Origin of the sequence: Ideonella lacteola, assembly GCF_038066555.1 — a bacterium.
Taxonomy (GTDB): Bacteria; Pseudomonadota; Gammaproteobacteria; order Burkholderiales; family Burkholderiaceae_C; genus Ideonella; species Ideonella lacteola.
The window spans coordinates 94,139-120,477 of record NZ_JBBUTG010000005.1; the positions used below are offsets into that span (position 1 = coordinate 94,139).

Below are 26,339 nucleotides of genomic sequence, written 5' to 3' on the forward strand. Positions count from 1 at the left end.
CAGCTGCGCGCGCCTCGCTCTCGCCCGCATGGAGAGGCAGATGACTCAACGCAAGTCCACCGGCGAGCACCTGACCACGCTGATGCAGGCCACCAGCAAGTTTCGCGGTGACAAGTCTCTCGCGGCCTTCGTCTTGAGCCTGACCCGTGAGTTCTCGACCCGGCTCGCGTTCATCACCGAGAAGCGCGTACCGCAGGCCCACGCCCTGGCCATGGCGGACCGCGAAGATCTGAAGCAACCCGTCTACTACGACCATCGCCAGACGCCCTGCCGTGCGGTGCTGGATGGTGAGGTGGTCAGCGTGCCGTGCAACGTCGCCGACATCTATCCCGGCCATGCAGGCCTGCAGTCCTACCTCGGCGTCCCCTTGTTCGACACCACCGGCCAAGTGATCGGGCTGGTCGCCGTGATGGATGAGCGGCCGTTCGAAGATGTGGAAGGCATCAAGCAGGTGCTCGTGCTGCTGGCGCCTCGCATCGCGGCCGAGCTGGAGTGCGTTCGCCTGACCCGCTCCAACACGGGCGCGCCAGCGCCCCAGGGCGTGTTCACACTACGGAGCCCCGATGCGTTGCCACCAGAACCGGTCGAGCGCAAGGCGTAAAACGAAGCCGGGGTGCGGCCCCGGCGAGGCTTTGCAACGCCGCGGGCGGCTGGTTCTGGTGGCAACCCTTCGGGAACGGGCCGTCCAGGGCGCATGGCGGCGTTGCCCACCTTGCCCAGGCACCAGCCTGGGCGGCGTCGGGCGCCTTGCCCTGCATCCCTGGACAACCCGTTCGCACGGGGCTGCGTAGTGTGAACACGCCCTAACCCGCCGATTCCACCACCGCCGCCGCTTCCCGCTCCCAGCTCAGGCCCAGCAGGCGTCCCAGCTCCAGCAGCAGCCTGTCGCGGTCGACCGGCTTGGGGAGAAAGACCGACGCGTCCTGGCCCTCGCCGACGGGCGCGAACGCTTCGTCCAGCGCGGCGGATACCGCGATGATGGGCACCGAGCGCAAGGGCTCGATCTGGTGGATCTGGGCCATCGCGGCCTCGCCCCCTTGGCCTGGCATCGACAGATCCATGATCACGAGATCGGGCGTGTGGGCCACGGCACGTTCGACCGCCTCGTGGCCATCACCCGCCTCATCGAGGTCGAAGCCGAGGGGTGCCAGCCATTCGCGCAGCACCAGGCGGTTGGCGGGCAGATCGTCGACGATCAGAATCCGGCGCGGCTCGCCGGCATAGCCCGCGATGCGGCCCGCGCCGGGTGCCAGCGAGGCACCGCCCAGTTCACGCACCGTCAGCTCGAACCAGAAGACGGTGCCCTCCCCAGGCTGGCTGTGCACCTGGATGTCGCCCCCCATCATCCGCACCAGTTGCCGGCTGATGGCCAGGCCGAGGCCAGTGCCTACGGCGCGTCGGCGCACATCGCCCGCCTGCTCGAAGGGCAGGAAGATCTTGTCCAACTGCTCCTTCTGCATGCCCACGCCGCTGTCTCGCACCTCGAATCGCAGCGTTACGTGCTGGCGGATGGCGGAGGGCAGCCGGGTCACCGCGAGCAGCACTTCGCCCTGGTCGGTGAACTTCACGGCATTGCTCAACAGATTGAGCAGCACCTGGCGCAGACGCTTGTCGTCGACCTGCACCCGCGTCGGCACGTCGTCCGCCAGCTCGGTGCGGAACTGCAGGCCGGCCTCTTCCGCCTTGACCCGGATGATGTCGGAGGTGAGCCGCAGCGTGTCGCGCAACGCGGTGTCAGCCAGGCACAGCTCCAGCTTGCCTGCATCGTGCTTGGCCAGATCGAGCAGGTCGTTGATCAGGGCCAGCAGGTGCTCGCCGCTGCGGCGTATCGTGCCCGCGGCGAACAGCTGCCTCTCGTTGAGGCTGGCATCCAACTCCAGCAGCTGCGCATAGCCGAGCACCGCGTTCAGCGGCGTGCGCAACTCGTGGCTCATCGTGGCCAGGAATGATGCCTGCGCAGCCCGTGCCGCTTCGGCGGCGTCGCGCGCGGCGATCAGGTGCTGCTCGGCTTCCTTGCGCAAGGTGGCATCGCGGATCACCAGCACCAGCAGGTCGCCGCCGCTGGCCACGGGGCTGATCGACACTTCCACGGGGATGGTGTGACCATCGCGGCCGAGGGCACGGGCATCCAAGGTGACACCGGGCAAGGTGGAGGCCTTCCAATCCACGCCCAGCAGCAGCTCATCCCCCCGCAGTCCGCGCGCCTGTTCCTGCTTGAGGCCGAACATCTGCTCGGCCGCCCGATTGAGCTGCCGTATGCCGCCCGACTGCATCACCATGATGCAGTCGGCCGTGTTGTCGATGATGGCGGCCAACCGCTGCTGCTCGATCTCCAGGCGCGCACGCGTCAGGGCCAGCTGGCTGCGATCACGCAGAAACTGCTCCACCGAGCGCGCCATTTCGCCGATCTCATCGTCGTCTCGCACCGCCGCCATCGGCGGGCCCGCCGACACAACGGGGCCACCCGCATGGCGCAAGGCCTGGCTCACCTGCTGCAAGCGGTTCAGCACATGGCGCCCCAGCAGGTGACGCGCGATCAACCATGTGCCGAACAGGCATGTGACCAGCCAGCCCATCACCCAACGCGCACTGACACGCGATGTCTCCACCACCTGCTGCACCGCGTCCTGGTACGCCGCGGTGAGTTGCCGCGATTGTTCTCGCGCGGCCTGCGTCAGCGCTTGCGCGTGCCCCTGCATCTCGTCGCGGTAGCTCGACAAAGCGGCCACCCGCATCTCTGGCGAGCCGCCGAGTGAAGAATCTTCCCGGAGGTGGCTGATGATGTGGGCCGAATTGCGGAACAACTGGCTGGCCATGTGCAGGTCGAGCACGGAAGCGTCGTCACTCACCGCGAGCCGGGCGGTGAGGCGGTCCAGATCGTCCAGCTCGACGAGGATGCGGTCGTACTGGCGGCGCGCCTCGTCCAGCGCCTGGGCGGTGACGATGCGGTCCGACAGCAACTCGATCTGCTGCGCATGCTGCTGAAGCTCTTGCGCCGCTTCGACCAGGCTGAGCCGTTCCTGAGACACCTGGCGGGCGGCATCGGCCGTGTGATGCAGCGCATAGATGGCCGTCACGCCCCCCAACAGCACCATCAGGCCCATCACCCCGAGAGCCGCCGAGAACTGTCCGCGCAGCGAATGCGGCATCCACCGCGCCAGCGGGCCGGAAGGCGAAGGCTCGTGCGGGTCGTCGGGGGACATCTGGGTCACAAAGGGCCGGGCGTTTGGCGTTTGGCGTTTGGCGTTTGGCGTTTGGCGTTTGGCGCCGGGGCCTAGCGCCCCTTCCAAATGCGCAGGTAGGCATCGCGGTAGCCGTTGACCGGGTCATACACCTGCCGCGAGCCGCCCTCCATCGCGATGTTGGCCTGGGTCACGAGGTGCACCGGCGCCGTGAAGCCGCTGGGGGCCAGGCCATTCATCAGACGATTGAGCTCGTCGATCACCTGCCAGCCCTGCTGGTTCAAGGGCTCGGCCACCGTGCCCGTCTGGTAAGAGCCCGCACGAATACGCAGAAAGGCCGGCGCACTGCCATCGCCTGCCGACAGCAGGCTGATCGAAGAATTGGGCACGCCGAGCGACATCAGCGTGGGCACCGCATAGTCGAAGTAGATGTCGTTGATGGCCAGTGCGTGCGTCCATCGCCGGCCGTGTCGGGTGAACAGCTCGCGGACGATCGCAGGCATGCGCGACGCGCTGTCGGAGATCGGCACATCGCGCACTTCGAGCAGTTGGCAGTTGCGGCACTGGCGCACCACGTCGGCCATCGCGTCCGACTTGGTGGTGGCGATGCGAAAACGCGAGTCGGTGAAGATGACCACGCCGGCCCGCCCTTCGGATTGCACCAGCGCCGCCAGCGCCGTGATGCGCGCCACCGCGACAGGATCGGTGGTGACGTTGGTGGCCACCGGCGTGCCGTGGATAGGCCCTGCATTCGATGCCGCATGCCAGCCCACCATCGGTGGCAGCTTGTCGGCACGGCCTCGCGAGGCCGCCAGCAACTCGAAGGCGTCAGAGCCGCACAGCACCACCCCATCGGGCTTGGCCGACAGCGCCTCGTCGAGGGCCCGTTGGCGGCCGGCGGCTTGGCCGCCCGCATCCAGCACCCGCACCGTCCAGCCGATTTCGCGGGCGGCCTCGCGGATGCCCTGGGCCACGCTCAGCACGCCGCCGTTGCGAAGGTCTTCGGCCAGCACGGCCACCACGCGGCCGGGTGCGGCCGTGGGGCCGGTGGTGGGCCCCGTCCAGGTGGTGGAGGGCCGCGACGCCTGCTGCACTTCGAGCCGTGCGGCCTCCAGCGCTGCCGGCTCGGCGGCCAAGGCGAGGCTGCACCAGCCGATGGCCAGCCAGGAGGACCACCTGGCGGCCCGTGTGGACCACCATTGGGCCCACCATGGGGCCCGCCGGCATGGCAACCGGCGAGACGGCGGCGTGCGTGCCCCTGGGCGAATCTGCGTCACCGCATCTCCTCGCCTTGCGTTGCGGGCCGATGGACCGGTCTCGCAGCCTCTGACTCCCTGTGAGGCAGGATAGCGCTCGCACCGGCCACCGGGCAAGCGGAACTCCACTCTTTCGCCGCGGTCAGGCCACCGGCTCCGGCGCCTTCATCATTTCTTCGCACGACCGTTCGTACTCGGCGATGACTTGGGCGCCGAAGAGCAGCAGCGTGGCGCCCACCTCCAGGCTGAGCAGCACCGCGATCGCGGTGGTGAGCGAGCCGTAGACGGCGCCGATCTGCGACAGCGTGGCGAAGTACCAGACCAGCACCCGCCGGGAAACCTCCCACAGGATGGCCGCCACCACCGCGCCCACCAGGGCATGCCGCCAAGACAGGCTGCCCACCGGCATGACCATGTAGATCGACGCCAGCACGAACACCTCGCCCACAAACCCCACCAGGTACAGCAGCAGGCGCGACAATCCGGTCATCGACCATTCGCGGCCCAGCAGGTTCAGCTCTTCGTCGCCCAGGGTCTGCAGCCGCCCCGCCACCACCGTGACCACCAGCAAGCCCAGGCTGAGGCAGAAGATGTAGGCGTAGGGGATGAGCGCGGACACCGCGAAGTGCCGCCGCCGCAGGGCGAACCGGTGATGGAAGATCACCGACATCGCGCTCTCCAGCACGGTGAACGCCAGCGAGCTGAAAAACACCATCGTGGCCAGCAGCACCCAACCGGCGATCTCGCGGTGTTCGAGAAAGCGCGCCAGCTCGGCGACGATCGCCCCCGATTGGCCAGGCAGCAACCATTCGAGGTAGCGGCCCAGCGTCTGCAGCAGCTCGTTCGGGTCGATCACGTGCGACAACGCTATCGCGCTGATGATCAGCAGCGGCACGATCGACAGCAGCGCGTAGTACGCCACCGCGCCGGCCAGCAGCAGGCCTTGATTGGCCCGAAAGGCCTTGAACGCCCGCCACAGGAACGCGCCGGGGCGCTGCATCAACTGCAGCGCCGGATGAGAGGAGAGTGTCATGTCGTGAGGCCTGCGCCAGGTCCGGGCACGGGGCCGGCCCTTCGAACGCTGGTTCTACTGCAACGGCAAACACGGTACCTCCGATTCAGGCGCCGGCACGCGAGAGGCACGCCAGCCTGCTCGGCCCGCCCCGCACGCCGTGGGCCGCCGCCGCGCGCTTCATCGCGCCCGGCAGGCTCGGCCATGGCCACTTCCTCGCCCCGGCGCCACCGCCGCGGAACAAGCGGGCGCTGCGCCGCAGACAGCACATGATGCTGGCACGCTGGCGCCCAAGTTTCAATGCCGAGCGCCTGCCTTTGGTCAATTGGCGAGTGGAAGGCTCAAGCACGTTCGGGCATTCCGACGGCACTCGTGCGGACCCGCCCCGCACAGACCCTGATTTCAGGTCCACCCGCAGTGCCTACATTGCCGCGTTGCGCTGCGGCTGGGTGATCCCCTCGTGTGGCGCCTCAGCCCAGGCGCACCACCGCGCGCCTGGTACCTCACGTTCCCGGGAGACTCTTCATGACCCTGCGTGCATCGAGGAAAACCGCGGCCACGACCGCCCTGTTGCTGACCACCCTCGGGGCCACGCCCCTGTGGGCCGGCGACGCCCCCGCCCCTCACACCCCCCAACGAGACACGGCGCAAGCCGCCGTGAGAGCCGCCGCCCAAGAGATGCGCGAGCTGCGCCAGCAAGAACGCCAGCGCAACAACATCTACCAGGTGTGGTTCCCCGACCTGGCCACGGCGCGCAAGGCCGCGATCAGCTTCCACCACGCGCTGCTGGAATCGAAGTACGACGAAGGCTACCTGGTACTGGAGCTGGAGCCCGAAGAGTACGCGGCACTGCAGTCGCGCGGCTTCCGCCTTGAAACGGCACACGACTTCATCAAGCGCCGAAACGCCTTCCTCGAACGCTTCCAGAAAGCATCGGACGAGAACCTGCGCCAAGGCGGCAACGGCGACATTTCGATCGAATCCATCCCCGGCTACGCCTGCTACGAGACGGTGGAAGAAACCTTCGCGGCCGCCCAGGCCTTTGCCACCTCGAAGCCCAACCTGGCGCAATGGCTGGACGTGGGCAACAGCTGGCAGAAGAACACCGGCAGCGGGGGCTACGACATCCGCGTGTTGAAGCTCACCAACACCGCCATCGGTGGCACCAAACCCAAGCTGTTCATCAACAGCGCCATCCATGCCCGCGAATACACCACCGCGCCGCTGGTTCTGGAGTTCGCCCGTTGGCTGGTGAACGGGTACGGCACCAATGCCGATGCCACCTGGATGCTCGACCACCACGAGATCCACTTGATGCTCCACACCAACCCCGACGGCCGCAAGAAGGCCGAAGGCGGCCTCTCGTGGCGCAAGAACACCAACACAGCCTACTGCGGCGCAAACAGCAACAGCCGTGGCGCCGATCTGAACCGCAACTTCACCTTCAGCTGGAACGCCACCAACGGCCAAGGCTCCAGCGGCAACGCGTGCAACGAGACCTACCGAGGCCCCTCGGCCCACAGCGAGCCCGAAACCCAGGCGATCGAAGGCTACATCGCCAGCATCTTCCCCGACAGCCGCGGCCCCAACCCCGGTGATGCCGCCCCGGCAACCACGATGGGCGTGCACCTGGACATCCACAGTTACAGCCAGCTCGTGCTGTGGCCCTGGGGCACCACCAACCAGCCGGCGCCCAACGGCACCGCACTGCAGACCATGGGCCGCCGCCTGGCCTGGTTCAACGGCTACACGCCTGAGCAATCCATCGGCCTGTACCCCACCGACGGCACCAGCGACGGCCCCAGCTACGGCGACCGCGGCGTGGCCGCCTTCACCATCGAGCTGGGCAGCAGCTTCTTCGAAAGCTGCACCACCTACAACAACACCACCAAGCCCAAGAACCTGCCCGCGCTGATCTACGCCGCCCGGGTGGCACGCGCGCCCTACCAGCTGCCCGCCGGCCCGGATGTGGCCAGCCTGTCGCTCAACGACGGCACCGGCGTGCCCGCGGGCACCGCCGTGACTTTGACCGCCTCGATCACCGACACGCGCTTCAACAACAGCAACGGCACCGAGCCCACACAAGCCATCAGCGCCGCCGAGGCCTACATCGACACACCGCCCTGGAGCCCCGGCGCCACGCCCATCGCGCTCTCGGCCGCTGACGGCTCGTTCAACTCGACCACCGAGTCGATCACCGGCACACTCAACACGACGAACCTGTCCAACGGCAAGCACATCGTGTTCGTGCGCGGCAAAGACGCCTCCGGCGCCTTCGGCCCGGTGAGCTCGGTCTACCTCACGATCGGCCAGGGCACCCCACCAGCCACCGAGACCGAGCCGAACAACAGCATCGCCGCCGCCAACCCCGTGGCTGCCCCGGTCACCTTGACCGGAACGATGGGCAACAACACCGACAGCGACTTCTTCAGCGTGAGCCTTCCCGCCGGCGCCACCCTGACCTCAACGCTGACGCCCAACGTCTCCAGCGACTACGACCTCTACGTCTACGACAGCGCCGGCACGCTGCTGGGCAAGAGCGAACGCGGGTCAGGCCTGGTCGACACCGTCAACGTCACCAACACCGGCACCAGCGCGGTCTCGCGTTATGTGAAGGTGCTTTACTACGGTGGCAACACCGGCGCCGGCGGCACGTACAGCCTGCAGCTGAGCTGGTGAGGTGACGTGTGGGGGCTGGTGCGAAAGCATCGGCCCCAGCGGCGCGGAATGAACACCGCTTCCCAGCGGGTTCGGACACAGAGCCACGGGCCCCGCCCGCGCCGCTGGTGCTACGGGGCGCTCAAGCCGGCCCGAGCGTGAGGTCGGCGGCGGCGTGCGCGTCCAGATGGTGGCCGTCGGCCTGCAGCGTCTGCAGTCGCTCCGGGGCCAGCGCCGCATCAAGCAACGCCGACAACTCGGCGCGGGCCCGTTCCTCGTTGGGCTGGCGGCGATGCTGGCCATGGCGGCCGTAGGCCGCGTCGCTGGCGCCGGCCAGCCGCGCCGCGTCGTCCGGCTGCCCTTCGAGCGCCAGCAGCCAGCCCATGGCGTCGATCAGGCTCCACAGGCTGTCGGGGTCCACCCGGCGCGCCACGCTGCGCGCCTCGGCTAGGGCGTGTTCACACTACGCAGCCCCGTGCGAACGGGTTGTCCAGGGATGCAGGGCAAGGCGCCCGACGCCGCCCAGGCTGGTGCCTGGGCAAGTTGGGCAACGCCGCCAAGCGCCCTGGACGGCCCGTTCCCGAAGGGTTGCCACCAGAACCAGCCGCCCGCGGCGTTGCAAAGCCTCGCCGGGGCCGCACCCCGGCTTCGTTTTGCGCCTTGCGCTCGACCCGTTCTGGTGGCAACGCATCGGGGCTCCGTAGTGTGAACACGCCCTAGGCGTTCACGCGCGGCAGCCAGCTCGCCTCGCTGCAACCACGCCAGGGCCAGGTTGCCCAGCGCAGTGACCTGCTCGCAGCTGGGCACCTGGCCGTGCAGCCGGTCGCACAGCAGCTGGCCGCGCTGCAGCGCTTCGTCCAGGTCGCCGGCAGCCAAGGCGTTGTCGGCCAGGTTCAGCTCGGCACGCAGCACGCCTCGTTCGTAGCCGGCTCGCTGGCACAGGGCCAGGGCATCGAGGAAGAGCGTGTGCGCCGCCGCGTGTCGGCCGCTGCTGGTTTCCAGCATCGCCTGGGCCGTGCGGCCGCGTTCCAGCACCGGTGCCGGCCAGCCCGGCTGTTCGATCGCCAGCGCCTGCGCCATCGCGGCGCGGGCCTCCGGCGCATCGACGCGCCAGTTGTACGTGTATTGCACCAGCGCCTGGTAGCGGCCCAGCTCGGCACCGGCGCCTTCATAGAGCTCGGCCGCGGTCTGCGCCGCGGCGCGGGCGCGCTGCGGGAAGGTGGACGAGAAGTGGTGCGACACGGCCTCCCAGAAGCGCGCCAGCAGCGGCGCCGGCCAGTCGCTGCGCAGCCGCGGGATCAGACGTTCAGCCAGTTCCCGCGCTTCGTGGCCCAGAGCGAAGCCGTTCCACAGCGGCCAGGCCGAGCCGAACAGCGCCGTGGCCAGGCGCGCGTCGTGTTGCAGGGCCCAGCTGAGCGCCGCGCGCACGTTGTCCAGCTCGGGCGCGTAGCGCGCGTCCCATGTGGCGGGCGGCAGGCGCCAGTAGGCGTCGTAGGCGTCGTCCGCCACCAGCAGCAGCGTCTTGGCAAAGCAGTGCAGCACCGCCCGCGCCTCGCCCGCCGCGTCCAGACAGCCCAGCGCGTACAGCCGCGTCGTCTCGGCCAAGCGGTGGCGGCCGTCGCCCGCCGTGTCGGGGCTGACGAGCGAGCGGTCCGCCAGGTCGAGCACCAGCGGGGCCACGCTTTCGGGGCGGATTCGCTCGTCGGCCACGCACAGCGCAGCTACGTCGAGCTCGAAGCTGCCGGCGAACACGTCCAGCCGGCGCAGCACCACCTGCTCGTCGGGCGACAGCAGGCCGTGGCTCCAGTCCAGCGCGGCATGCAGCGCGTTCACCCGCGTGACGGCGCGCTGCGCGCCCGGTGACAGCAGCGTGAGCCGCTGGTCCAGCCGGTGGGCCAGCCCGCCCAGCCCGAGTGACGGCACGCGCGCGGCCGCCAGCTCGATGGCGAGTGCGTTGCCGTCCAATCGCCGGCACAGCTCGGCTGCGTCGGCCAGCGCCGCCTCAGTCCACTCGACCTGGGCACCCGCACCGGCGATGCGCTCGGCGAACAGCCGCACCGCCGCGAAGCCCAGCGCATCGGCCGCCGGCGCGGCGGCATCGGGCGTGGCCAGCGGCGCCAGGCGCCACACGTGCTCGGCCGGGCGCCGAAGCGGGACCTGGCTGGTGATCAGCAGCGACAAGCCCTGCGTGCGCTCGTGCAGCACCTCAGCCAACTTGGCGACGTCTTCGACCAGGTGCTCGGCGTTGTCCAACACCAGCAGCATCGATGCTGGCGCCAGCGCGCGGGCCAGCGCCGCAGCGTCGGCCGCATCGCGCAAAGCGAGTCCCAGCGCTTGCGCAATGGCCGGCACGATCTGGGCGCCCTCGGTGAGCGGCGCGAGCTCGATCCGGAAGACGCCGTCGGCATGGCGGCCACGGCGGCGCAAGGCCAACGCGCGCGCCAGCCGTGTCTTGCCCACGCCGGCTGCGCCGCACAGCGTGAGCAGCGCCTGCGTGTCGATCAGCGCGTCCAGCGCCGCCAGTTCGTCGTCACGGCCCACCAGCGCGGGCAGCCGGGCCGGCAGGTTGCTGCGCGGGCCGGCGGCAGGCTGCGGCGCCGCTGCGGGCCGCACCGGCTGCACCGCGGGCACGAAGCGGTAGCCGCGGCCGGCCACGGTGGCGATCGCGTCGCCCCCGATGCGCTTGCGCAGCATCGCGATCTGCACCGCCAAGTTGTTGTCTTCCACCACGCGGCCGGCCCACACGGCGTCGAGCAACTCGTCGCGCGTGACCAGGCTGCCGGCACGCTGTACCAGCAACTTCAGCACCGCCAGCGCGCGACCGGTGAGCGGCACCGGCTCGCCGCCGCGCAACAGCCGGCCTTCGGTGGGCTGCAGTTCGAAGTCGCCGAAGCGCCACGCGCGGGCCGGCAGGTCCGATGGATTCACTTGTATTTCATCCCGATTTCATACCGGCCCCCGTGCCTGCGCCGGCACCCGCGCCGACGATGACATCCGTCGCCGATGCGCAATTCGCGCTGCCGGCGACTCACTTCCAACGTCATCACCTGGAGAGGCTCATGCCCAAGTTTGTCATTGAACGAAATATCGCCGGCGCCGGCCGGATGTCGCCCGCCGAACTGCGCGCCGCTTCGCAAAAATCCTGCGGCGTGCTCAACAGCATGGGGCCCAGCATTCAGTGGCAGCACAGCTACGTCACCGACGACAAGCTGTACTGCGTGTACCTGGCGCCCGACGAGGCCGCGATCCACCGTCACGCCGAACTGAGCGGCTTCCCGGCCGACCGGGTCTCGGCGGTGAAATCAATTATCGATCCGGCCACAGCCGAGTAAGACACCCGGCCGGGCTCGGGGCTGCACGGCCACGAAGGCGCGGCTGCGTCAACACGACCCGCAACGCACGGCATCACGCCGGGCGTTGCCGCCCCGTCGTCGTGAGGCGAACGGCACTGGCTTGCCCGCGGCGGGCGTCGCCTTCCTCACTGAGAACCCAAGCTCCCGACACCGCAGGCTACCGCGCCGTGGAAAGCGTATCCGCGAAAGCATGTGGATGCCTAACGACTAGGCTGAGAGGCAGGCGCCGAATTCGCCCATGGCACGCGAGCCGGATCAAAGAACAACAGGATGCGGCACAGGCGCGAAGCCGGCGGCTCCCCCTTCAGCGCAGGGTAGCGCCGTGCGACGTTCTGTCGTTACAGGTGAGATGCTGCCAGGCGTGCCAACTCAAGCAACTGCCCATCACTGAGCGGGGCTGGATTGCCAGGCAGGTCGGCCATTCCAACCACGCAAACGCCCGTACCAGCCTTCTTGAAGCAGACGTAGCGCCCCTTCTTGGAACTCACAGCGTCTTCGCCAACCCCCGCCAAGGAAGCCTGGTCACTCATGGATGGGTGCGACTTCCAGATCTCGTACACCTCAGCGCTGGCAACCTTTACCGTCAGGGCGACTTGGCCGCTCGAGGTGACGAAGTTCGTTCCGGCCTTGTCGTACTTGGCGGGCTTGGTGCTCAGGCCGCTGAGGCCCGTTGTCTTCTCGACTTGTGCGATCGAGAGCGGCAAGTCGGCTGCAAGAGCGGTGATGGCCGTTGCGCAGAGCGTGGCGGCAAGGGCTGAGGTGGCGAGGCGGATCAAGTTGACTCCCGTAGGCTTCGCAGAGGAGACCGATTCTGCCTGCCAGTGCCAGATACGCATTGGCAGGCTGACCGGCGGATCTGCTGCGCCTGCACCGTGAACGTGCGCAGCGCTGCAAGCCGCCCTGTGAGCGCGCATGGGCTGATCAAACCTCGGCCGGTGGTCGGCGACAGACTGCTCAGCGCATCCTGTCGAGGTGGGTATCCAACTCGCTCAGCACCCGGCGGTAGGCTGGGCTGACGCCCGGCTGCAACTTCAGCGCTTGATGTGCCAGGCGCGACTGAATCCGCGCATTCGCCGCGTGGCCAGCCAGGGCCTCGCATAGGCCCAGGCGGGCACGCAGGTCCGCCAACCAGGGGCTGTCGGGATGATCCTGCGAAGCGCGCACCCTTTCGCGCAACACGACCACCGCCTGGGTGGTACGTCCGCTGCGGCACTCGGCCTCGGCGCGCAGGGCGGCGCTGTCGTTCATCAGGTAGCGCTCATCGGGAAGGCCCTGCAGCAAGGCGAGTGCCGCGTCCAACTGGCCGCTGTCGAGCTCAATGCGCGCGCGGGCCGCCTGCAAGCCGCGTCGACCTGGGCTGTCAGGCGCCGGCTCTGCAAAGCGAGCGTCGTGCTGAGGCAGGTCGCTGAGCAGGTCGCGTGCTTTGGTCACGTCGCCCCGCATGAGGCGGTTCATCGCCGTCTTCACGTACATGCTGGCTGCGCAGTCGGTATCGCAGCCATGGCTGTGCCAGAGATGACCAAGGTAGCGCTGAAACTCAGTCTCGGCTTCAACATGATGTCCCGTCATCGCCGCCGCCCAGCCCAGACAGCTGCTGGCATGCCCGAACGGCTGGTCACCGCCACGCAGAACGACTGCGCTACGCAGGGACAAAGCATAGGCCTTCTCAGCCTGGCCGAACTGCAGGGCGACGCAGGCTTGATGGTCTTCCAGACGTGCGCGAACCTCGGCCGGCACGCGTCGGCCGAACTTGTCAATCACTGCAAAACTGCGCGCGAAAACGGCATCGGCCTCAGCGTAGCGCCACGCTCGGTCGCCGGACTCGACGACGCCCTCGACGTCTCTGACTGCGGCCTCGATATCGTCGGGGCCGCCCAACTCTCGAAGTGCCGCGACCGCCTGCTGCGAAACCTGCCGAGCTGCGGGGTATTGCCCCGCTCGGGCCATCGTCTGCGCCAACCTCAACTGCAGCCGGGCAGCAAGGCGTGAGCCCGGTGGCTGGGAGGCTAGCGCCTGCTTGATGGCGCGCTCGTGCAGCGAGATGGCTGTTGCGAAATCGCCGGCCTGTGCCTTGAAACGCGCCTCCGCCTCGTCGGCCCGGGCACCAAGCAGCGGCGAACGCGTGAGCGCCAGATCGATTCGCAGCGTTGTGAGCAAGGATGCAAGCTCCTCGGGCTCCGGTCCGTCCAGGCGCGCTTCCAGCAGAGACAGGAGCAGCTCGACGCGCAGCTCAGCGCTTGGCGCCAGAGCCAGACCGTCACGCAGAACCCGGGCGGCCTCATGACCGAGGTCGCGCGCCATCAGTGCCCGCGCCAGCAGCAAAGCAGCACGGGCGCGCTCCTCGGGTGAGCCGTTCGCAGTGGCGCTGCGAAAGCGGGAGGCGTATTCGATGGCGAGATTGCCAGCCTGCATGTCGAGCATGACTTGGGCCACTACACTGAGCAGTTCGGCCTGCAACTCGGGCTGGCCTGCGAACCGCGGCTCGATCAGACGCGCGCCGCGCTCCAGCAAGAATTCGATGGGTAACTCGCGAGCCATGGGTCCTGCAGCGGCGCCTGGGGTATCGAGCTTGAAGATGTCGATCACGAAGTCTTTCACCACGCGCGCGCGCTCGGCGGCCTGCTGGGCACGGTAGGCTTGCAAGAGGGCAACGCCGGCCAGGCTGAGCACGGCCGCCAGCCCCAGACCCGACAGGCTGAAGGCGAGCCAGTGGCGGCGCAGCAACTTGCCCAAGCGGTAACGCCAATCGTTCGGTCGGGCTTGCACGGCCTGGCCACAGAGGTGGCGCTCAATGTCATCGGCCAGCGCATTGGCGGTGGCGTAGCGCCGGGCAGGTTCGCGCTGCATGGCCTGGGCGAGGATGGCATCGAGATCACCGCGCAGTGCCCTTGCCTTGGCTGGGTCCTGAACGCGGCTGCTGGCCAGCGGGGCGTCGCCTTGCAGCACGGCGTCTTCTACGGCCCCCGGACTGGCGCGCTTGGGGATGATGGGCGAGCGACCCGTCAGCAACTCGTAGAGCATCACGCCCAGGGAGTAGACGTCGGACTGCACGGTCAGCGGCTCGCCATTGATCTGCTCGGGCGAGGCGTAGCGCGGCGTGTGAGCTCGGTGCAACTCAATGGTCGTCTGCGTCGGCTCGGGCTGCTCGCCGGGTGGAACTGAGCCCGACTGGCTTACCCGGCCCGCTCCCGGTTCACGCAGTTGCCGAGCGATGCCGAAATCCAGCAGGTGCGCCTGCCCGTCGGCCGAAACCAGCACATTGGCGGGTTTCAAGTCGCGGTGAATCACCAATCGCGCGTGGGCGTAGGCGACGGCTCGCACCACCTGCAGAAACAGGGACAGGCGCTCGCGCGCACCCAAGCCCCGTTCGGCGCACCAGGTGTCGATGGCCTGTCCCTCGATGTACTCCATGGCGAGATATGGTCGGCCGAGCTCATCCACCCCAGCGTCGTACAAGCGTGCGACATGCGGGTGCTCCAGCAGCGCGCCGATGTCGCGCTCGCGGGCCATGCGCGCAGCCAGACCGGCGTCCCAGGCCATGCGGGGCAGCTTGAGCGCCACCTGGCGTGTCAGAGCGCCGTCGGCGCGCTCAGCCAGCCAGACGCTTCCCATGCCACCCTGACCGATCTGTCGCAGTAGCCGGTATGGGCCCACGCGTTCGCCGGGTATCGGTGCGTTCGCATCCTGCGGCTCGCCCAGGGCGGGCAAATCACCATGCATCACTGGCGCTCTAGCGCCATCGTGCTCGGCAAGCATGTCGCGCAGTATGGGCTCCAGATGCCGTTCGCTGGGCTGAAGTGCCGCCAGCCACGCCGGCCGGTCGGAGGCTGGCAATGCCAGCAGCTCGTCCAGCAGGCGGCTCAGGGCGGCGATGTCGTTGGCGGTCAAGGGGATGGGCATGGTGCTTACTCAGGCAGACGCACCAGCAGGTCGAAACCGGACAGGCACCGCGGAATTCGCTCACGCACTCAGCATGGCACCGAGCAAAAGCCTGGCCTTCTCCCAGTCGCGCCGCACGGTGCGCTCGGTAAGCTGCAGCGCGCCGGCAATCTCGGCCTCGCTGTAGCCAGCGAAATAGCGCATCTCCACCACCTTGGCCAAGCGCGGTTCAGCCTGAGCCAGGGCATCCAGCGCCTCGTGCACACGCAGCACCTCTTCCTCGCCCTGGTACAGAGACTCGCCCAGCGTGGTGTTGAGAGTCAGCACAGTCACACCACCACCACGGCGGTCTGCCTGCCGCTCGCGCACCGCGTCGATGATGACCGAGCGCATCGCCTGTGAGGCGTAGGCGAAGAAGGCACGCCGCTGCTCGCTTTGCAACTGACCGCCCTTGATGAAGCGAAGGTAGGACTCATGCACCAAGGCTGTGGTGTCGAGCACGGTATTGCGTCCACCGTCGCGCAAGCGCGCCTGGGCCAGCTTTCGCAACTCCGAGTAAGCCGCAGCGAAGAGTGCGTCTTGCGCCCCCGGCACCTTGGCATTGACCTGGCGAATCAGATCACCGATATCACCGTCCATGGGCAAGCTCCCCCTCAAGCGGTCCGAAGGCCAGTATGTGCTGGAGATGCTAGAGGCAGGCCAGAGGCTTGTCGACGGGGCTGCGTAGCCGCCAGGCTATCGGGCAAGCCCGCGGTCAAGCCAGACACCCGTGTGGCGGGTGCCGGATCCATTGATCCGTCGAATATCTGCGCGGCAATGTCCGGAACCGGACCTATCCGCCGTCCGAAGGGATGTGGGGCGAGTTCTTTGTTGAAGCAGGAACTCGCGACACCCGGCGGGACCCGTTCACGCTGGAACGCCGCACGGCCCCTCGCCGGTCATGAGCCGTGCGGCGCCAATCCGAGGCCGGACAACTGGGGATTCATCATGCTCGTTCATCGCAACTTGATTGCAGCCGCGATTCTTGTCGCATCCATGGCGCATGCTTCTGCCGCGGGCACCTACTCGGTCAAGAACAATGCGGCCACCTACCTGCCTGCGTCACCTGGCTGGACTGCGGTGGCCTCGTTGACAGTTCCAGCCGGAGAATGGATCGTGAACTCACTGGCGCCCGCCGTGAACTTTGGGCCTAACGACATCCTGCGCTGCCAACTGACTGTCGACGGTGCACAAGTCAGCCAGTCCTCGGCCATGATGGGGGGCGGTGACGGCTTCCCAGCGGCCTCGCCGATTCCGAATCTTGCCGTTGTGGTCCTGGCCGCCCCGCAAACGATCGCGCTCAGCTGTGGGCACGACGCCAACGTCGGCTCGCAACGCATCGATCCGGGAAGTTGGCTCGTCGTGTCGCGTGCCCCCAAGAAGTAGGAAACAGGTTCGGCAACAGGGGAAGGTCAGCTCGTGTGGTGACGAGGTGTCCTTCCCGTATCGATACAGTCGTCCTTGGCCTACCCTTGCTGTCCGACGTGAAGGGGCTTCAGCCCTGGTCCTGAGAATGATGTGCGCATCACGGGCCGATCGTTCCGCGTGCCCCGCCGCAGGGTTTGCTGAGGCTCCACACGGCCAATCGGCATGGGCAGCCTTTGGCCAATTCCGGCCATCTCTCTCCGCCCATGGCCCGCCACAGGCGTCGGCTCGCCAAGTCTCCGCGCCGCAATACGTCTTTCGACACACTGCCACGCCGCCCTCGCCGCCCCACACCTACCTGCCGCTCACTGAACCCGCACGACCTCAAATTGCTGTCGGGTTTGAGCGACCTGTATCGACACCTCGTCGCCTTCGCATTTGCCCAGCATGGCCCTGCCCAACGGCGACTCACTGCTCATGACCTGAATGAGCTGGTCGCCGCTGAGCAACTTCATGCTGCCGCCATCGGGCCCGAGGAAAAGCTGCTGCTGCTTGTCTTCGGAATCGACCAGGCAGACCAGCGCGCCGAGCTGTATGCCTTGGCTGGCGTTGTAAGGGCGCGGGCGGAACTGGCGCCAACTGGCCATCGCCTGGCGGATGGCTTCAGCGCGACGAGCTTGGCCGGTGGCCAGGTAGGCGGCTTCGAGACCCAAGGTGTCGTACTTGTTCTCGGCGATGTTCTCTTCGTGGGTCGCGGTTTCATGGGCCGTTCTCGCCGCCTGTTCGGCTTGCAGCAGGTCTTCGGCGAGTCGTTCCAGCACCAACTGCGTTAGCAAGGATTTATCCATGACGAATGGCAGGCATCTCAAACAAGCGTTCGGTGTCAATTGTGAAATGTGGGCTCCAAGCCCGCTCGGTCTGTGGGCCGCCAATTCACTTTAGCCAGGGGCACCCTGTCGCCGCGCATCATGCAGGTGGATGGTCGACCCCGTTGGCGACAAGCGCGCGCTGCAGTCCTACTGCATTGAGCAGTCGACGCAGCTGCAACTGAACGCCTTGCTGCTCGGCCGCGAGGCGCGCGTTGCGGGCCTGCAGCCAGTCCAGGCGGCCGATCGCCCCGGCGACGTATCGCGCTTCGGCCAGGCGCTCGCCGGCGCTGGCCTCGCGCAGGCGCTGGGTCTGCGCGGCGTGTTCTTCCTGCAAGCGCCGTTGCTCGGCAGCGAGCTGTTCGATCTCGACCAGGGCGCGGTGCATCGTGTCGCGCAGTTGAAGAGCGGCGCGCTCACGCTCGTCAAGGGCATCCAGGCGCTGCAGGTCCAGGCGGCGCCAGTCGACCATCGGCACGAGCAGCGAACTGCTCAGCGTCGCCAGGGGATTCTTGAGCCAGTCACCCCAATGGGGCCCGCCGCTGCTCACCGCCAGGTTGAAGCTGAGCTGCGGGTAGCGTGCCGCCTCGGTGCTCGCCAACCGTGCCGAGGTGGCATCGAGCGCAGCGCGCGCCTGCTGCACGTCGGGCCTGCGAGCGAGCACCTGGGTGGGTGTCTCGCGCGCCAGCCAATCCGCCGCCACGTCGTTGGGCAATGCCGGTGCCGTGGGCGGTGCGTACGCCGGGTCCGCGACCAGAAGGCCCAAGGCGAGGCGCTGCCTCACGGCCGCTTCAGCCTGCTCTGCAGCCTGAAAGCGCGCCTCCTGCAGTGTGGCGGCGGCCTTGTCGATTTCGATGGGCAGCAGCTTGCCTTCCTGCACGCGCAGGCGTGTCAGGGCCAGCGCCTGCTCGGCGCCTTCGATCTGCTGTGCCAGGTGCGGCGCCTGAGCCGCGACCGCGGCCAACGACCACCATGCCTCGGCGACTCGCGCACGCACCAGCACACGGGCGGCCGCCCAGTCCGCCTCGGCGGCACTCGCCTGCGCGCTGGCCGCGTCTTGCGCATGCGCCAGGCGTTGCCACAGGTCGGCTTCATAGCTGGCGCCGACGCTCAGCGACACAGAACGCTGCAGTTCGGAACCACTTTCGAACGCACGGCTGCCGGAAGCGCCGGCCTGCAGTGTTGGCGTGGGTTGGCGCGCGAGGCCTGCGGCTTCTACCTGCCGCTGCGCGGCCTTCCATCGCAGAAGGGCCTGCCCGATGTCGCGGTTGGCGGCCAGCGCTCGCTCCTGCAGGTCTTCCAGGGCGGGGTCCGTCGGGCCGCGCCATTGCTCATCCGAAACGGACGCAGACAGCGTGGCCCAGGCCGACGGTGCGGCGGAGTATTCGGCGCCCATCGGAGGCGACACCGCACAGCCGGACAGCCAGGCCACCGCGGCGCAAGCCAGCCAGCGGCTACCGCTCATCGTCATCGTTCTCACTCCCTCGCCAATGCATCCACCGGGCTCAACGCCGCGGCGCGCCGCGCCGGCAGCGTGCCGAAGATCAGGCCGACGAGGCTGGCGACACCGAAAGCAACACCGAGCGCAGCCCAACTCACCTCCACGTGAAGGCTGGTTTGAACCCGGTTCAGCACCTGCGAGCCAACCCAGCTCAACATCACGCCCGCCAAGCCGCCCAGGCAGCACAGCAGCACCGCCTCGACGAGGAACTGCAGGCGGACGTCGGCCTGGCGCGCGCCCACCGCCATGCGGATGCCGATCTCGCGCGTACGCTCGCTGACGGAGACCAACATGATGTTCATCACCCCCACGCCGCCAACGAACAGCGAGATCGCTCCAACACCGGCGAACAGCAGCGACAAGGCACCGGTGATCTGCTGGAACTTGCGGAACTCTTCGTCGGCACTCCAGGTGCCGAAGTCTTCCTCGCCATGCAGCGCCCGCAGGCGATACGTCAGTTGCTTGAGGACCTCGTCGGGTGGCACGCTGTTGTCCAGCAGCACGTTGAACGTGTCGGCATCGGTGCGCAGGTCCAGCTTCTGCGAGAAGGTGGTGTGCGGCACGAAGACGCGTCCGAGCCAGGATCCGAAATCGGTCATGCCGTCTGCGGCGACCACGCCGACGATCGTGACTGGCAACGCCACGCCTTCGGGCACGGCAGCGCCGGCGCCGGCCACCTGCATCTGAGGCGCCACCATCAGCGTGCGGCCGATCACCGCCTCGCCGGCCCGAAACAGGCTGTTGCGCGCCTTGTCGTCGATCAGAGCCACCTGCGCGCGGGTGCCGAGATCGGCATCGGTCAGCGCCCGGCCTTCGACGACTTTCAGCTTGCGCATCGCCAACGTCTGTGGCTCGGCACCCAGCACGTTGACCATGCTGTCCCGGTTGGCATGGCGCGCAGTCATCTGCGCCTCACGCTCGAAGGTGACGCCGCGCACGCCGGGCAAGGCGCTCACCGCCGCCACTTCCGACGGGCGAAAGGGCCGAGGCACGGCGCCGGGTGGCAACGCAGGGTTGCCTCGGTAGACGAGGATGCGCCCTTGCATGAAGGCCCCCACGTCGCGCTCGATGCTGCCGCGTGCTGCACCGGTCAGCGCCATGATGCTCACCACCGCGGCGATGCCAATGCTGATACCCAGCATCGACAACGCAGAGCGCAAGCGGTTGCCGAGCAAGGCCTGCAGCGCCGACTGGAGAGCCTCGCGCCACTGCGCGCGCAGCCGCTGCCACCACCCGCCGCCGGCCAGGCCGCGCTCGGTGGCACCAGGCGCCGCCGACTGATGATCGGCGGGCGCGCCGCTGTCGTGCACGATGCGCCCATCGCGCAGCTCGATGATGCGCCGAGCGTGGGCCGCCACCGCGGCGTCGTGCGTCACGAGGATGATGGTGTGCCCGCGCCGGTGCAGTTCGGCCAGCAGCGCCAGCAACTCGGCGCCCGATTGCGAGTCCAGCGCGCCGGTGGGCTCGTCCGCCAGGATGATCTGGCCACCGTTCATCAGAGCGCGGGCGATGGACACGCGCTGCTGCTGCCCACCGCTCAGCTCGTTCGGCTTGTGGTGCATCCGCGAGCCCAGGCCCAGCCGCTCCAGAAGAGCCTCGGCACGCTCGCGGCGGTCCTTGATGTCCACACCCGCATACACGGCCGGCAGCGCCGCATTCGCACGCGCATCCATGTGTGGGAGCAGGTGGTAGCGCTGGAAGATGAAGCCGAAGCGTTCGCGGCGCAGCGCGGCCAGTTCGTCGGGCTGCAGTGCACCGGCATCACGGCCATCGATGAGCAGGTGGCCCGCGGTGGGCACGTCCAGGCAGCCGAGCACGTTCATCAGCGTGCTCTTCCCCGAGCCTGACTGACCCATGATCGCGACGAACTCACCCGCTTCGATGGTCAGATCCACGCCCTCGAGCGCAGGCACATCGATGCCGGCGAGCCGGTAATGCCGGCCGACGCCGGTGAGCTCGATCAGCGCCATCGCGGTCAGCCGGCTGCCGACGCGGCCGAAGCGGCGCCAGGCGGCAGGGGGGCGAGCAGCACCTTGTCGCCGGCCTTCAGGCCTTCGAGCACCTGGATCTTGGCCCCGTCTTGAAGGCCGGTTCGGATCAGGCGCTGTTCCACCTTGCCGCCCGTGCCCAGGGCCTGCACCACGTAGCGGCCATCGGCGCCACGCGGGCCCAGTGCCACCATGGGAATGGCCAGGGCCTGCGCCGCGCGGCCCGTCTCGATGCTGACCTGAACTGTCATGTCGGACAGCAGGCTACCCTCACGGTTAGGCACCTCGAACAGCACGTTGTAGAACACCGCATTGCCGACGCGTTCGGGGATAGGCTGGATCACCCTCAGCTTGCCCTCGTAGCGTTGGGCCTCGCCAGCCAGCGTGACAAAGCTGGCCTGCTGGCCCGGGCGAACCTGCGCGATGTCGGCCTCCGGCACGCGGGCGCGCACGGTGAACTCACCCAGGTCGGCCAGTGTGACCATCACCGGCGTCACTTGAACGGCGATCACCGTCTGTCCTTCCTGCACCGCCAGGTTGACCACTGTGCCGTTCATCGGCGCGGTGATCGCCGTGTAGCCCAGACGCAGCTGGCGCTGATCAAGCTCGGCCTGAAGGCGTTTCAGCGTGGCACTCTGGCCACGCAGGTCGGCTTCGAGCTTGGCCAGCTCGGTGTCAGCGCGCTCGGTCTCGGTGATCGCCGCGGCCTCGTTGCGCAGAAGGCGGTGCAGGCGCTCGGCTTCGCGGCGCGCGAGGCTGAGGCTGGCCTGGGTGCTGTCGATCAGCGCGGCCTGTTGCGCGACGGCGGCTTCGGCCTGGGCCACATCGCTGCGTGCCAACTCGGAATCCAGGCTCACCAGCAGCTCGCCCTTCTTGACCTGTTGGCCCAGCTCCACGTGGATCTTGCGCACCTGGCCGCTGACCTGGGCGCCCACGTCAACCTTGGTGCGGGGCTGCAAGATGCCGGCCGCCTGCACGACTTGGGTGATGTCAGCGGGCGCTGCTTCGCCATTCGGCGGCTCCGGCGGCGGCTTCGAGGGCCCGAAGGCACCCCAGGCAGCCCATCCGGCACCAGACAGCAACAGCAGCAAGGCGATTCGCCCCCACCAAGACCGCCACGCGAAGCGCAGAAAGCCGAGCGGCCGCGAAGCAGCAGAGGCCGCGGTCATTGGTTGCCGCCCTTGCGCGAGAACGGCGCAAGGACCGCGACACTGCCAACGCAGAACTCCTGTGCCGCCGTGTGACCGATCACGAAGAAGCTGCCGGGCAGCGACTGACCACGGACGTAATAAGTCAGATGAGGCACGTTGAGGACCGGCGCGAGCGACAGAAAGGATCGCGTCAGTGTACGGCGCGCGAACGCCGGGCCCAGCGTTGCGGGTGGCTGCCCGGCGTGCCGGGCCTCCCGGGGCCACCGTCGCCGCCGCCAAACTGCCGCCGAAGCCAGCGCTTCCAGCAGCGCCCCTTCGCCGTATGTGGGGCCAGGTTCGGGCCACGGCTCGCGCTACTGCCGCGTGGCTTCCGCTTCCGCTCCGGATCGTTCGGCGGGGTTCGCAGGTGATCGCGAAACACCGTGGAGGAATTCGAGGATCAACCGCGCATGGAGCTCCGGTTGTTCCTCGTGGGCCAGATGGCCCAGGCCGGCCAGTCGGCGCAGCTGGGCCTGGGGTATCCGCTTGGCGAGCTCGATGGCCTGGGTTTCAGGCACCGTGCGGTCGTTGGCCCCATGCAGCCACAGTGTCGGTGACTGCAGTCGCGGCAAGGTGGCCGTCAGTGGTGCCAGGTCCCATCCGCCCATCAGCGCCAGTGCGCCCTCGATGTGCTCGGGGCTGCGCAACAGCGTGCGGTACGCGGCCACGCCCCGCGGGTCGATGCGTGAACCCGTGGCGTCGATGAGCCGCTGAACGTTGTGATCTCGCCCGGCGCGCAGAGCCGCCCACCTTGGCGCGGCAGAACGGGCGATCAATCTCGCCAGCGGTGCCGCGCAGTAGCCGGCCAAGCCCTTGAAGGGCAGCAGCGCCGCGCCCATGAGCACCAATCCCCGCGGTGTCGCCAACGAGCTGAGAGCCATTTGCACGCCGATGGCCGCGCCCGCGGAATGGCCGCCGATGCACTCGGCCTGAAGATCGAGCGTCTGCAACAGGCTGGCAACCGCACGCGCCATGCCCGGCAACGAGCGAGCTTCGAAGGGCGCTGGGTCGCTGAAGCCATGGCCCGGCAGGTCGGGCGCCACCACGTGGTACTCAGACGCCAGCAACGGCATCAGGTCGCGCCAGGAGTGCGTGGCCGAGCCGGTGCCGTGAAGCAGCAGCAAGACAGGCCCGCGGCCCATGCGCTGCACGTGCCAGCGAAGGCCGGCCGCCTGCACGAACCCGCTGCTCTGGCGGTTGGGCCAATCGAGGCCGTCACGGTCCCAGTTCATGCGTGTCTCCCGGGGGGCCCACCGCTATGATGCAACGGCATATGACCCACACGGCGAACGACGCGTCCCACACCGTACTGTTGTCGGCGCGACTGCGCCTCGAAACCCGAGACTTGCACCAGCGCGCAGAGCGCGCGGGGCTGATGGCCGCCTTGCTTCGGGGTGAACTGGCGCGCTCGGCCTATGCCGGCCTTCTGTTCAACCTGCAAGCCATTTACGCTGCGCTCGAGGCGGGTCTTCAGCGGCACGACAAGCGCCTCACCCTGATTGATTTCGGGCCGCTGTACCGGGGCGCGGCGCTGGCCGCAGATCTGCAAGAGCTGGGATGGGCCGATGCCCCCACCGCGCCGCTGGCAGATGCCACCGCGTCTTATGTGTCGCGCCTGAATGCTCTCGCCGAGCGCGAGCCTCTGCTGCTTCTGGCGCATGCCTACGTGCGCTACCTGGGCGATCTGCACGGCGGCCAGATCCTGCATCGCCGCATCAGCCACACGCTGGCCCTGCCAGAGGATCGAGGCGCCCGCTTCTACGACTTTGGCCCGCCGGGCCGGGTGGTCGCGCTGGCCCAGGCGTTTCGCGCTGGATTGGATGCCATGCAGTTGACGCCAGTGGAGGCCGATGGTCTGGTGGCCGAGGCCCGTCGCGCCTTCCAGCGCCACGTGGAGCTGTTCGAGCAGCTCCCTCATTGATCAATCTTCGTCGAACAGCCGCATGCGGCCGTACAACGCCGTCGCGCGCTGGGTGGACGCCTCCACCTCGTTGAGCAGCGGCGCGACGGACGGCCCGCCCGGTCCGTCGGCGATGTCCATCGCCGCCAGACTGGCATTGGTGAGGATGGCGCGGATCACTTCGTCGGCATCGCGCTCCACGGGCTGCAGGCTCAGCTCGAGTTGGCGCCGGGCTGCGGCCGCACGCTGCGTGTCACTGAGATCGGCCAGCATGACGATGAAGCCGAGCAGCGTCCCATCGCGGCCGGGCACGATCTCGGCGCGCACCCCGAGGGGCAGGTCCGGCAGGCCGGCGCGTCGCAGCGCCATCTCGCCGCGCCAGGGTTGGTGCGCGGTGCGAAGCGCTTCCAGGGCCTGGCGCAGTTGAGCAGGCTCGGTGAAGCACGCAGCGAGGTCGTCCAACGTCGCAGGCGGCAGGCTACCGGCCACCAGCTGCGAGAAGGCGTCGCTGGCGAACAGCAGGCGGCCGTCCACGCCGGCAATGGCCACCGGCTCGCGCGAGGCCTGTACCGTCGCACGCACCTGCACGAGCTGGTGTTCGGCGATCAACAGCCGCACCGCATGGACCTGCACGATGATGTCGACGAGCGCGACCCCGATGGCGCGCGCGAGGGCAATCTCGCTGCTTGTCCACGGCAGGGCCGTGCCCCGCACCAGCTCAGACCAGGCCGCAAACGAACGGCGCGGCGACAAATCCAGCGGGCTGTCGCCGATCACGGGCTTGTGGGGGTCGCCCGCCCAGGTGACCGTGAGCAACTGTTCCTTGCGGAACCACATCAGGTAGTCCGGCCGGGTGGTCGACAGCTTGACGGCCAGCACGCCGCTGGCGGTCGGCGTCAGCGACTCGAGCGCCGGGTTCTGCTGCCCCACGGATGAGCAGGCGAACGGCGGCTCGTGGTTCTGCTCGTCGATCCATTGCATCAAGGCCCGCAGCTCGGGCGTGGAAGGCACCTCGCCCGAGGTCAGCACCTCGCCCTCATGGAACAGCGCCGCACCGGTGGCCTCGAGCGGCTGCAGCAGCATGCGCGGGTTGCGCAGCAGCGCGAGCCGCCAGTCGCCCTCGATCGACGTGGCTTCGACCAGACGCTGCTCGAGCCGCCGCACCAGGATGGCGACCTGGGCATGCGCATAGGTCTCGATGGCCGCGATGCGGGTCGAGATCACTTCGGCGAGCAGGTCGCAGGCGGCGCGCACGGCATGGCGCAGGTGGCGGGGTGAATAGTGGTGGGCGGCGATGAGGCCCCACAGCCGCCCTTCTCGCACCAGCGACACGACCAGCGTCGCCGTGACACCCATGTTCTTGAGGTACTGCAGATGAAGCGGCGACATGCTGCGCAGATGGCACAGCGACATGTCCAGCTCCTGGCCGGTGGTCGGCAGCAGGCGCGGCACCAGCGGCACGGGCTCGTAATGGACGTCGACCAGCACGCGGACGCGGTTGCGCAGGTAGAGCTCACGCGCTCGCTGCGGGATGTCCGAGGCGGGGTAGTGGTGGCCCAACAGCGACTCAAGCCGGGGGTCGCGCACCTCGGCCACGATCTTGCCGTGGCCGTCCTGGTCGAACTTGTAGACCATGACACGGTCGTAGCCGGTCAGGTCGTGCACGCACTGCGCCACGGCATCGGTCAGCGCGCCGATGCTCGCGGCCGCGCTGAAGCGTTGGACGGCGGCGGACACCTTGCGCAGCAGCTGGTCGTGCGAGAGCCGGTCCGCCGGTGGCGACGGCTCCAGCTCGACGATCAGGCCGCCACCGGGGTGGCGATGGGCGCTGCCTTCGAAGCAGCCCGGCGAGTGGCCCGAGCCCAAGGTGCACTGCAGCGGCACGGGCTCGCTCAAGTCCTGCGAGGCGATCAGGCGGCGCAGCCGCTCGTGCGCCGTGCCGCCCAGGCTCGCCAGGGCTCGCCCGAGCAAGTCGTCGACCGCCAGGCCCATCATCGCCGCGGTGTTGGCGCTCGCCTGGACCACCTCGAGCGCAGGCTCGCTCAACACCATGAGCAATCCATGCGGCTGCACCGAGCCTGCGAGGTGAATCAGCTCGCGTTCGCAGTTGGTCAGGTCCGCCTGACCGAACGGGGGGCTGTATTGCACAG

General features: G+C 68.4%; 19 protein-coding genes. 5 read left to right on the top strand and 14 right to left on the bottom strand.

Annotation, left to right across the window (positions count from 1 at the left end; translation table 11 throughout):
• The first annotated feature begins 40 nt into the window (after positions 1–40).
• Positions 41–601 carry a GAF domain-containing protein gene (locus AACH06_RS10475; RefSeq protein WP_341425618.1) on the top strand — a complete coding sequence of 187 codons (561 nt, stop codon included), beginning with the start codon at positions 41–43 and terminating at the stop codon, positions 599–601.
• Between the two features lie 202 nt (positions 602–803).
• Here AACH06_RS10475 and AACH06_RS10480 read toward each other — a convergent pair whose 3' ends face one another.
• The 3 genes from AACH06_RS10480 to AACH06_RS10490 all read right to left on the bottom strand — a co-directional run bounded on the left by AACH06_RS10480 (position 804) and on the right by AACH06_RS10490 (position 5,471).
• Positions 804–3,203: an ATP-binding protein gene (locus AACH06_RS10480; RefSeq protein WP_341425619.1), complete on the bottom strand. Its 2,400-nt coding sequence runs from the start codon at positions 3,201–3,203 to the stop codon at positions 804–806.
• 71 nt (positions 3,204–3,274) lie between these two features.
• Positions 3,275–4,318 carry a substrate-binding domain-containing protein gene (locus AACH06_RS10485; protein WP_341425620.1) on the bottom strand — a complete coding sequence of 348 codons (1,044 nt, stop codon included), beginning with the start codon at positions 4,316–4,318 and terminating at the stop codon, positions 3,275–3,277.
• A 262-nt stretch (positions 4,319–4,580) separates the two neighbouring features.
• Positions 4,581–5,471: a YihY/virulence factor BrkB family protein gene (locus tag AACH06_RS10490; protein WP_423222011.1), complete on the bottom strand. Its 891-nt coding sequence runs from the start codon at positions 5,469–5,471 to the stop codon at positions 4,581–4,583.
• Between the two features lie 504 nt (positions 5,472–5,975).
• Between AACH06_RS10490 and AACH06_RS10495 the strand changes: the two genes are divergently transcribed.
• Positions 5,976–8,129 carry a M14 family zinc carboxypeptidase gene (locus AACH06_RS10495; RefSeq protein ID WP_341425621.1) on the top strand — a complete coding sequence of 718 codons (2,154 nt, stop codon included), beginning with the start codon at positions 5,976–5,978 and terminating at the stop codon, positions 8,127–8,129.
• A 121-nt stretch (positions 8,130–8,250) separates the two neighbouring features.
• On the opposite strand, the gene AACH06_RS10500 is transcribed toward AACH06_RS10495, so the two are convergent.
• Together AACH06_RS10500 and AACH06_RS10505 are read right to left on the bottom strand one after the other, a co-directional pair.
• Positions 8,251–8,541 carry a hypothetical protein gene (locus AACH06_RS10500; RefSeq protein WP_341425622.1) on the bottom strand — a complete coding sequence of 97 codons (291 nt, stop codon included), beginning with the start codon at positions 8,539–8,541 and terminating at the stop codon, positions 8,251–8,253.
• Between the two features lie 14 nt (positions 8,542–8,555).
• Positions 8,556–11,036: an ATP-binding protein gene (locus tag AACH06_RS10505; RefSeq protein WP_341425623.1), complete on the bottom strand. Its 2,481-nt coding sequence runs from the start codon at positions 11,034–11,036 to the stop codon at positions 8,556–8,558.
• 59 nt (positions 11,037–11,095) lie between these two features.
• Between AACH06_RS10505 and AACH06_RS10510 the strand changes: the two genes are divergently transcribed.
• A complete protein-coding gene (locus AACH06_RS10510; protein WP_341425624.1) occupies positions 11,096–11,440 on the top strand; it encodes a DUF4242 domain-containing protein in 345 nt (114 codons plus the stop codon).
• Positions 11,441–11,799: 359 nt separating this feature from the next.
• Here the strand turns inward: AACH06_RS10510 and AACH06_RS10515 are convergent, their stop codons facing one another.
• From AACH06_RS10515 to AACH06_RS10525, 3 genes are all read right to left on the bottom strand, one after another.
• The gene (locus AACH06_RS10515; RefSeq protein WP_341425626.1) at positions 11,800–12,237 is read right to left on the bottom strand and encodes a hypothetical protein; all 438 of its coding nucleotides are present in this window, start codon (positions 12,235–12,237) and stop codon (positions 11,800–11,802) included.
• A gap of 178 nt (positions 12,238–12,415) precedes the next feature.
• The gene (locus AACH06_RS10520) at positions 12,416–15,361 is read right to left on the bottom strand and encodes a serine/threonine-protein kinase (protein ID WP_341425627.1); all 2,946 of its coding nucleotides are present in this window, start codon (positions 15,359–15,361) and stop codon (positions 12,416–12,418) included.
• Between the two features lie 60 nt (positions 15,362–15,421).
• The gene (locus AACH06_RS10525; RefSeq protein ID WP_341425628.1) at positions 15,422–15,979 is read right to left on the bottom strand and encodes an ECF-type sigma factor; all 558 of its coding nucleotides are present in this window, start codon (positions 15,977–15,979) and stop codon (positions 15,422–15,424) included.
• Positions 15,980–16,210: 231 nt separating this feature from the next.
• Between AACH06_RS10525 and AACH06_RS10530 the strand changes: the two genes are divergently transcribed.
• Entirely contained in the window at positions 16,211–16,765 is a 555-nt protein-coding gene (locus tag AACH06_RS10530; RefSeq protein ID WP_341425629.1) for a hypothetical protein, read from the top strand.
• Positions 16,766–17,109: 344 nt separating this feature from the next.
• On the opposite strand, the gene AACH06_RS10535 is transcribed toward AACH06_RS10530, so the two are convergent.
• From AACH06_RS10535 to bchO, 5 genes are all read right to left on the bottom strand, one after another.
• Positions 17,110–17,592 carry a GreA/GreB family elongation factor gene (locus AACH06_RS10535; protein ID WP_341425630.1) on the bottom strand — a complete coding sequence of 161 codons (483 nt, stop codon included), beginning with the start codon at positions 17,590–17,592 and terminating at the stop codon, positions 17,110–17,112.
• Between the two features lie 118 nt (positions 17,593–17,710).
• Positions 17,711–19,081: a TolC family protein gene (locus AACH06_RS10540; RefSeq protein ID WP_341425631.1), complete on the bottom strand. Its 1,371-nt coding sequence runs from the start codon at positions 19,079–19,081 to the stop codon at positions 17,711–17,713.
• A 5-nt stretch (positions 19,082–19,086) separates the two neighbouring features.
• A complete protein-coding gene (locus AACH06_RS10545; protein ID WP_341425632.1) occupies positions 19,087–21,081 on the bottom strand; it encodes an ATP-binding cassette domain-containing protein in 1,995 nt (664 codons plus the stop codon).
• 5 nt (positions 21,082–21,086) lie between these two features.
• Positions 21,087–22,268, bottom strand: coding sequence for an efflux RND transporter periplasmic adaptor subunit (locus AACH06_RS10550; RefSeq protein ID WP_341425633.1), 1,182 nt, complete (start codon positions 22,266–22,268; stop codon positions 21,087–21,089).
• 335 nt (positions 22,269–22,603) lie between these two features.
• A complete protein-coding gene (gene bchO / locus AACH06_RS10555) occupies positions 22,604–23,521 on the bottom strand; it encodes an alpha/beta fold hydrolase BchO (protein WP_341425634.1) in 918 nt (305 codons plus the stop codon).
• Between the two features lie 41 nt (positions 23,522–23,562).
• Here bchO and AACH06_RS10560 point away from each other — a divergent pair, with 41 nt between their 5' ends.
• Positions 23,563–24,210 carry a biliverdin-producing heme oxygenase gene (locus AACH06_RS10560; protein ID WP_341425635.1) on the top strand — a complete coding sequence of 216 codons (648 nt, stop codon included), beginning with the start codon at positions 23,563–23,565 and terminating at the stop codon, positions 24,208–24,210.
• Here AACH06_RS10560 and AACH06_RS10565 read toward each other — a convergent pair whose 3' ends face one another.
• Positions 24,211–26,337 (bottom strand): GAF domain-containing protein, encoded by a 2,127-nt coding sequence (locus tag AACH06_RS10565; protein WP_341425636.1) that lies wholly within the window; start codon positions 26,335–26,337, stop codon positions 24,211–24,213.
• Positions 26,338–26,339: the final 2 nt, after the last annotated feature.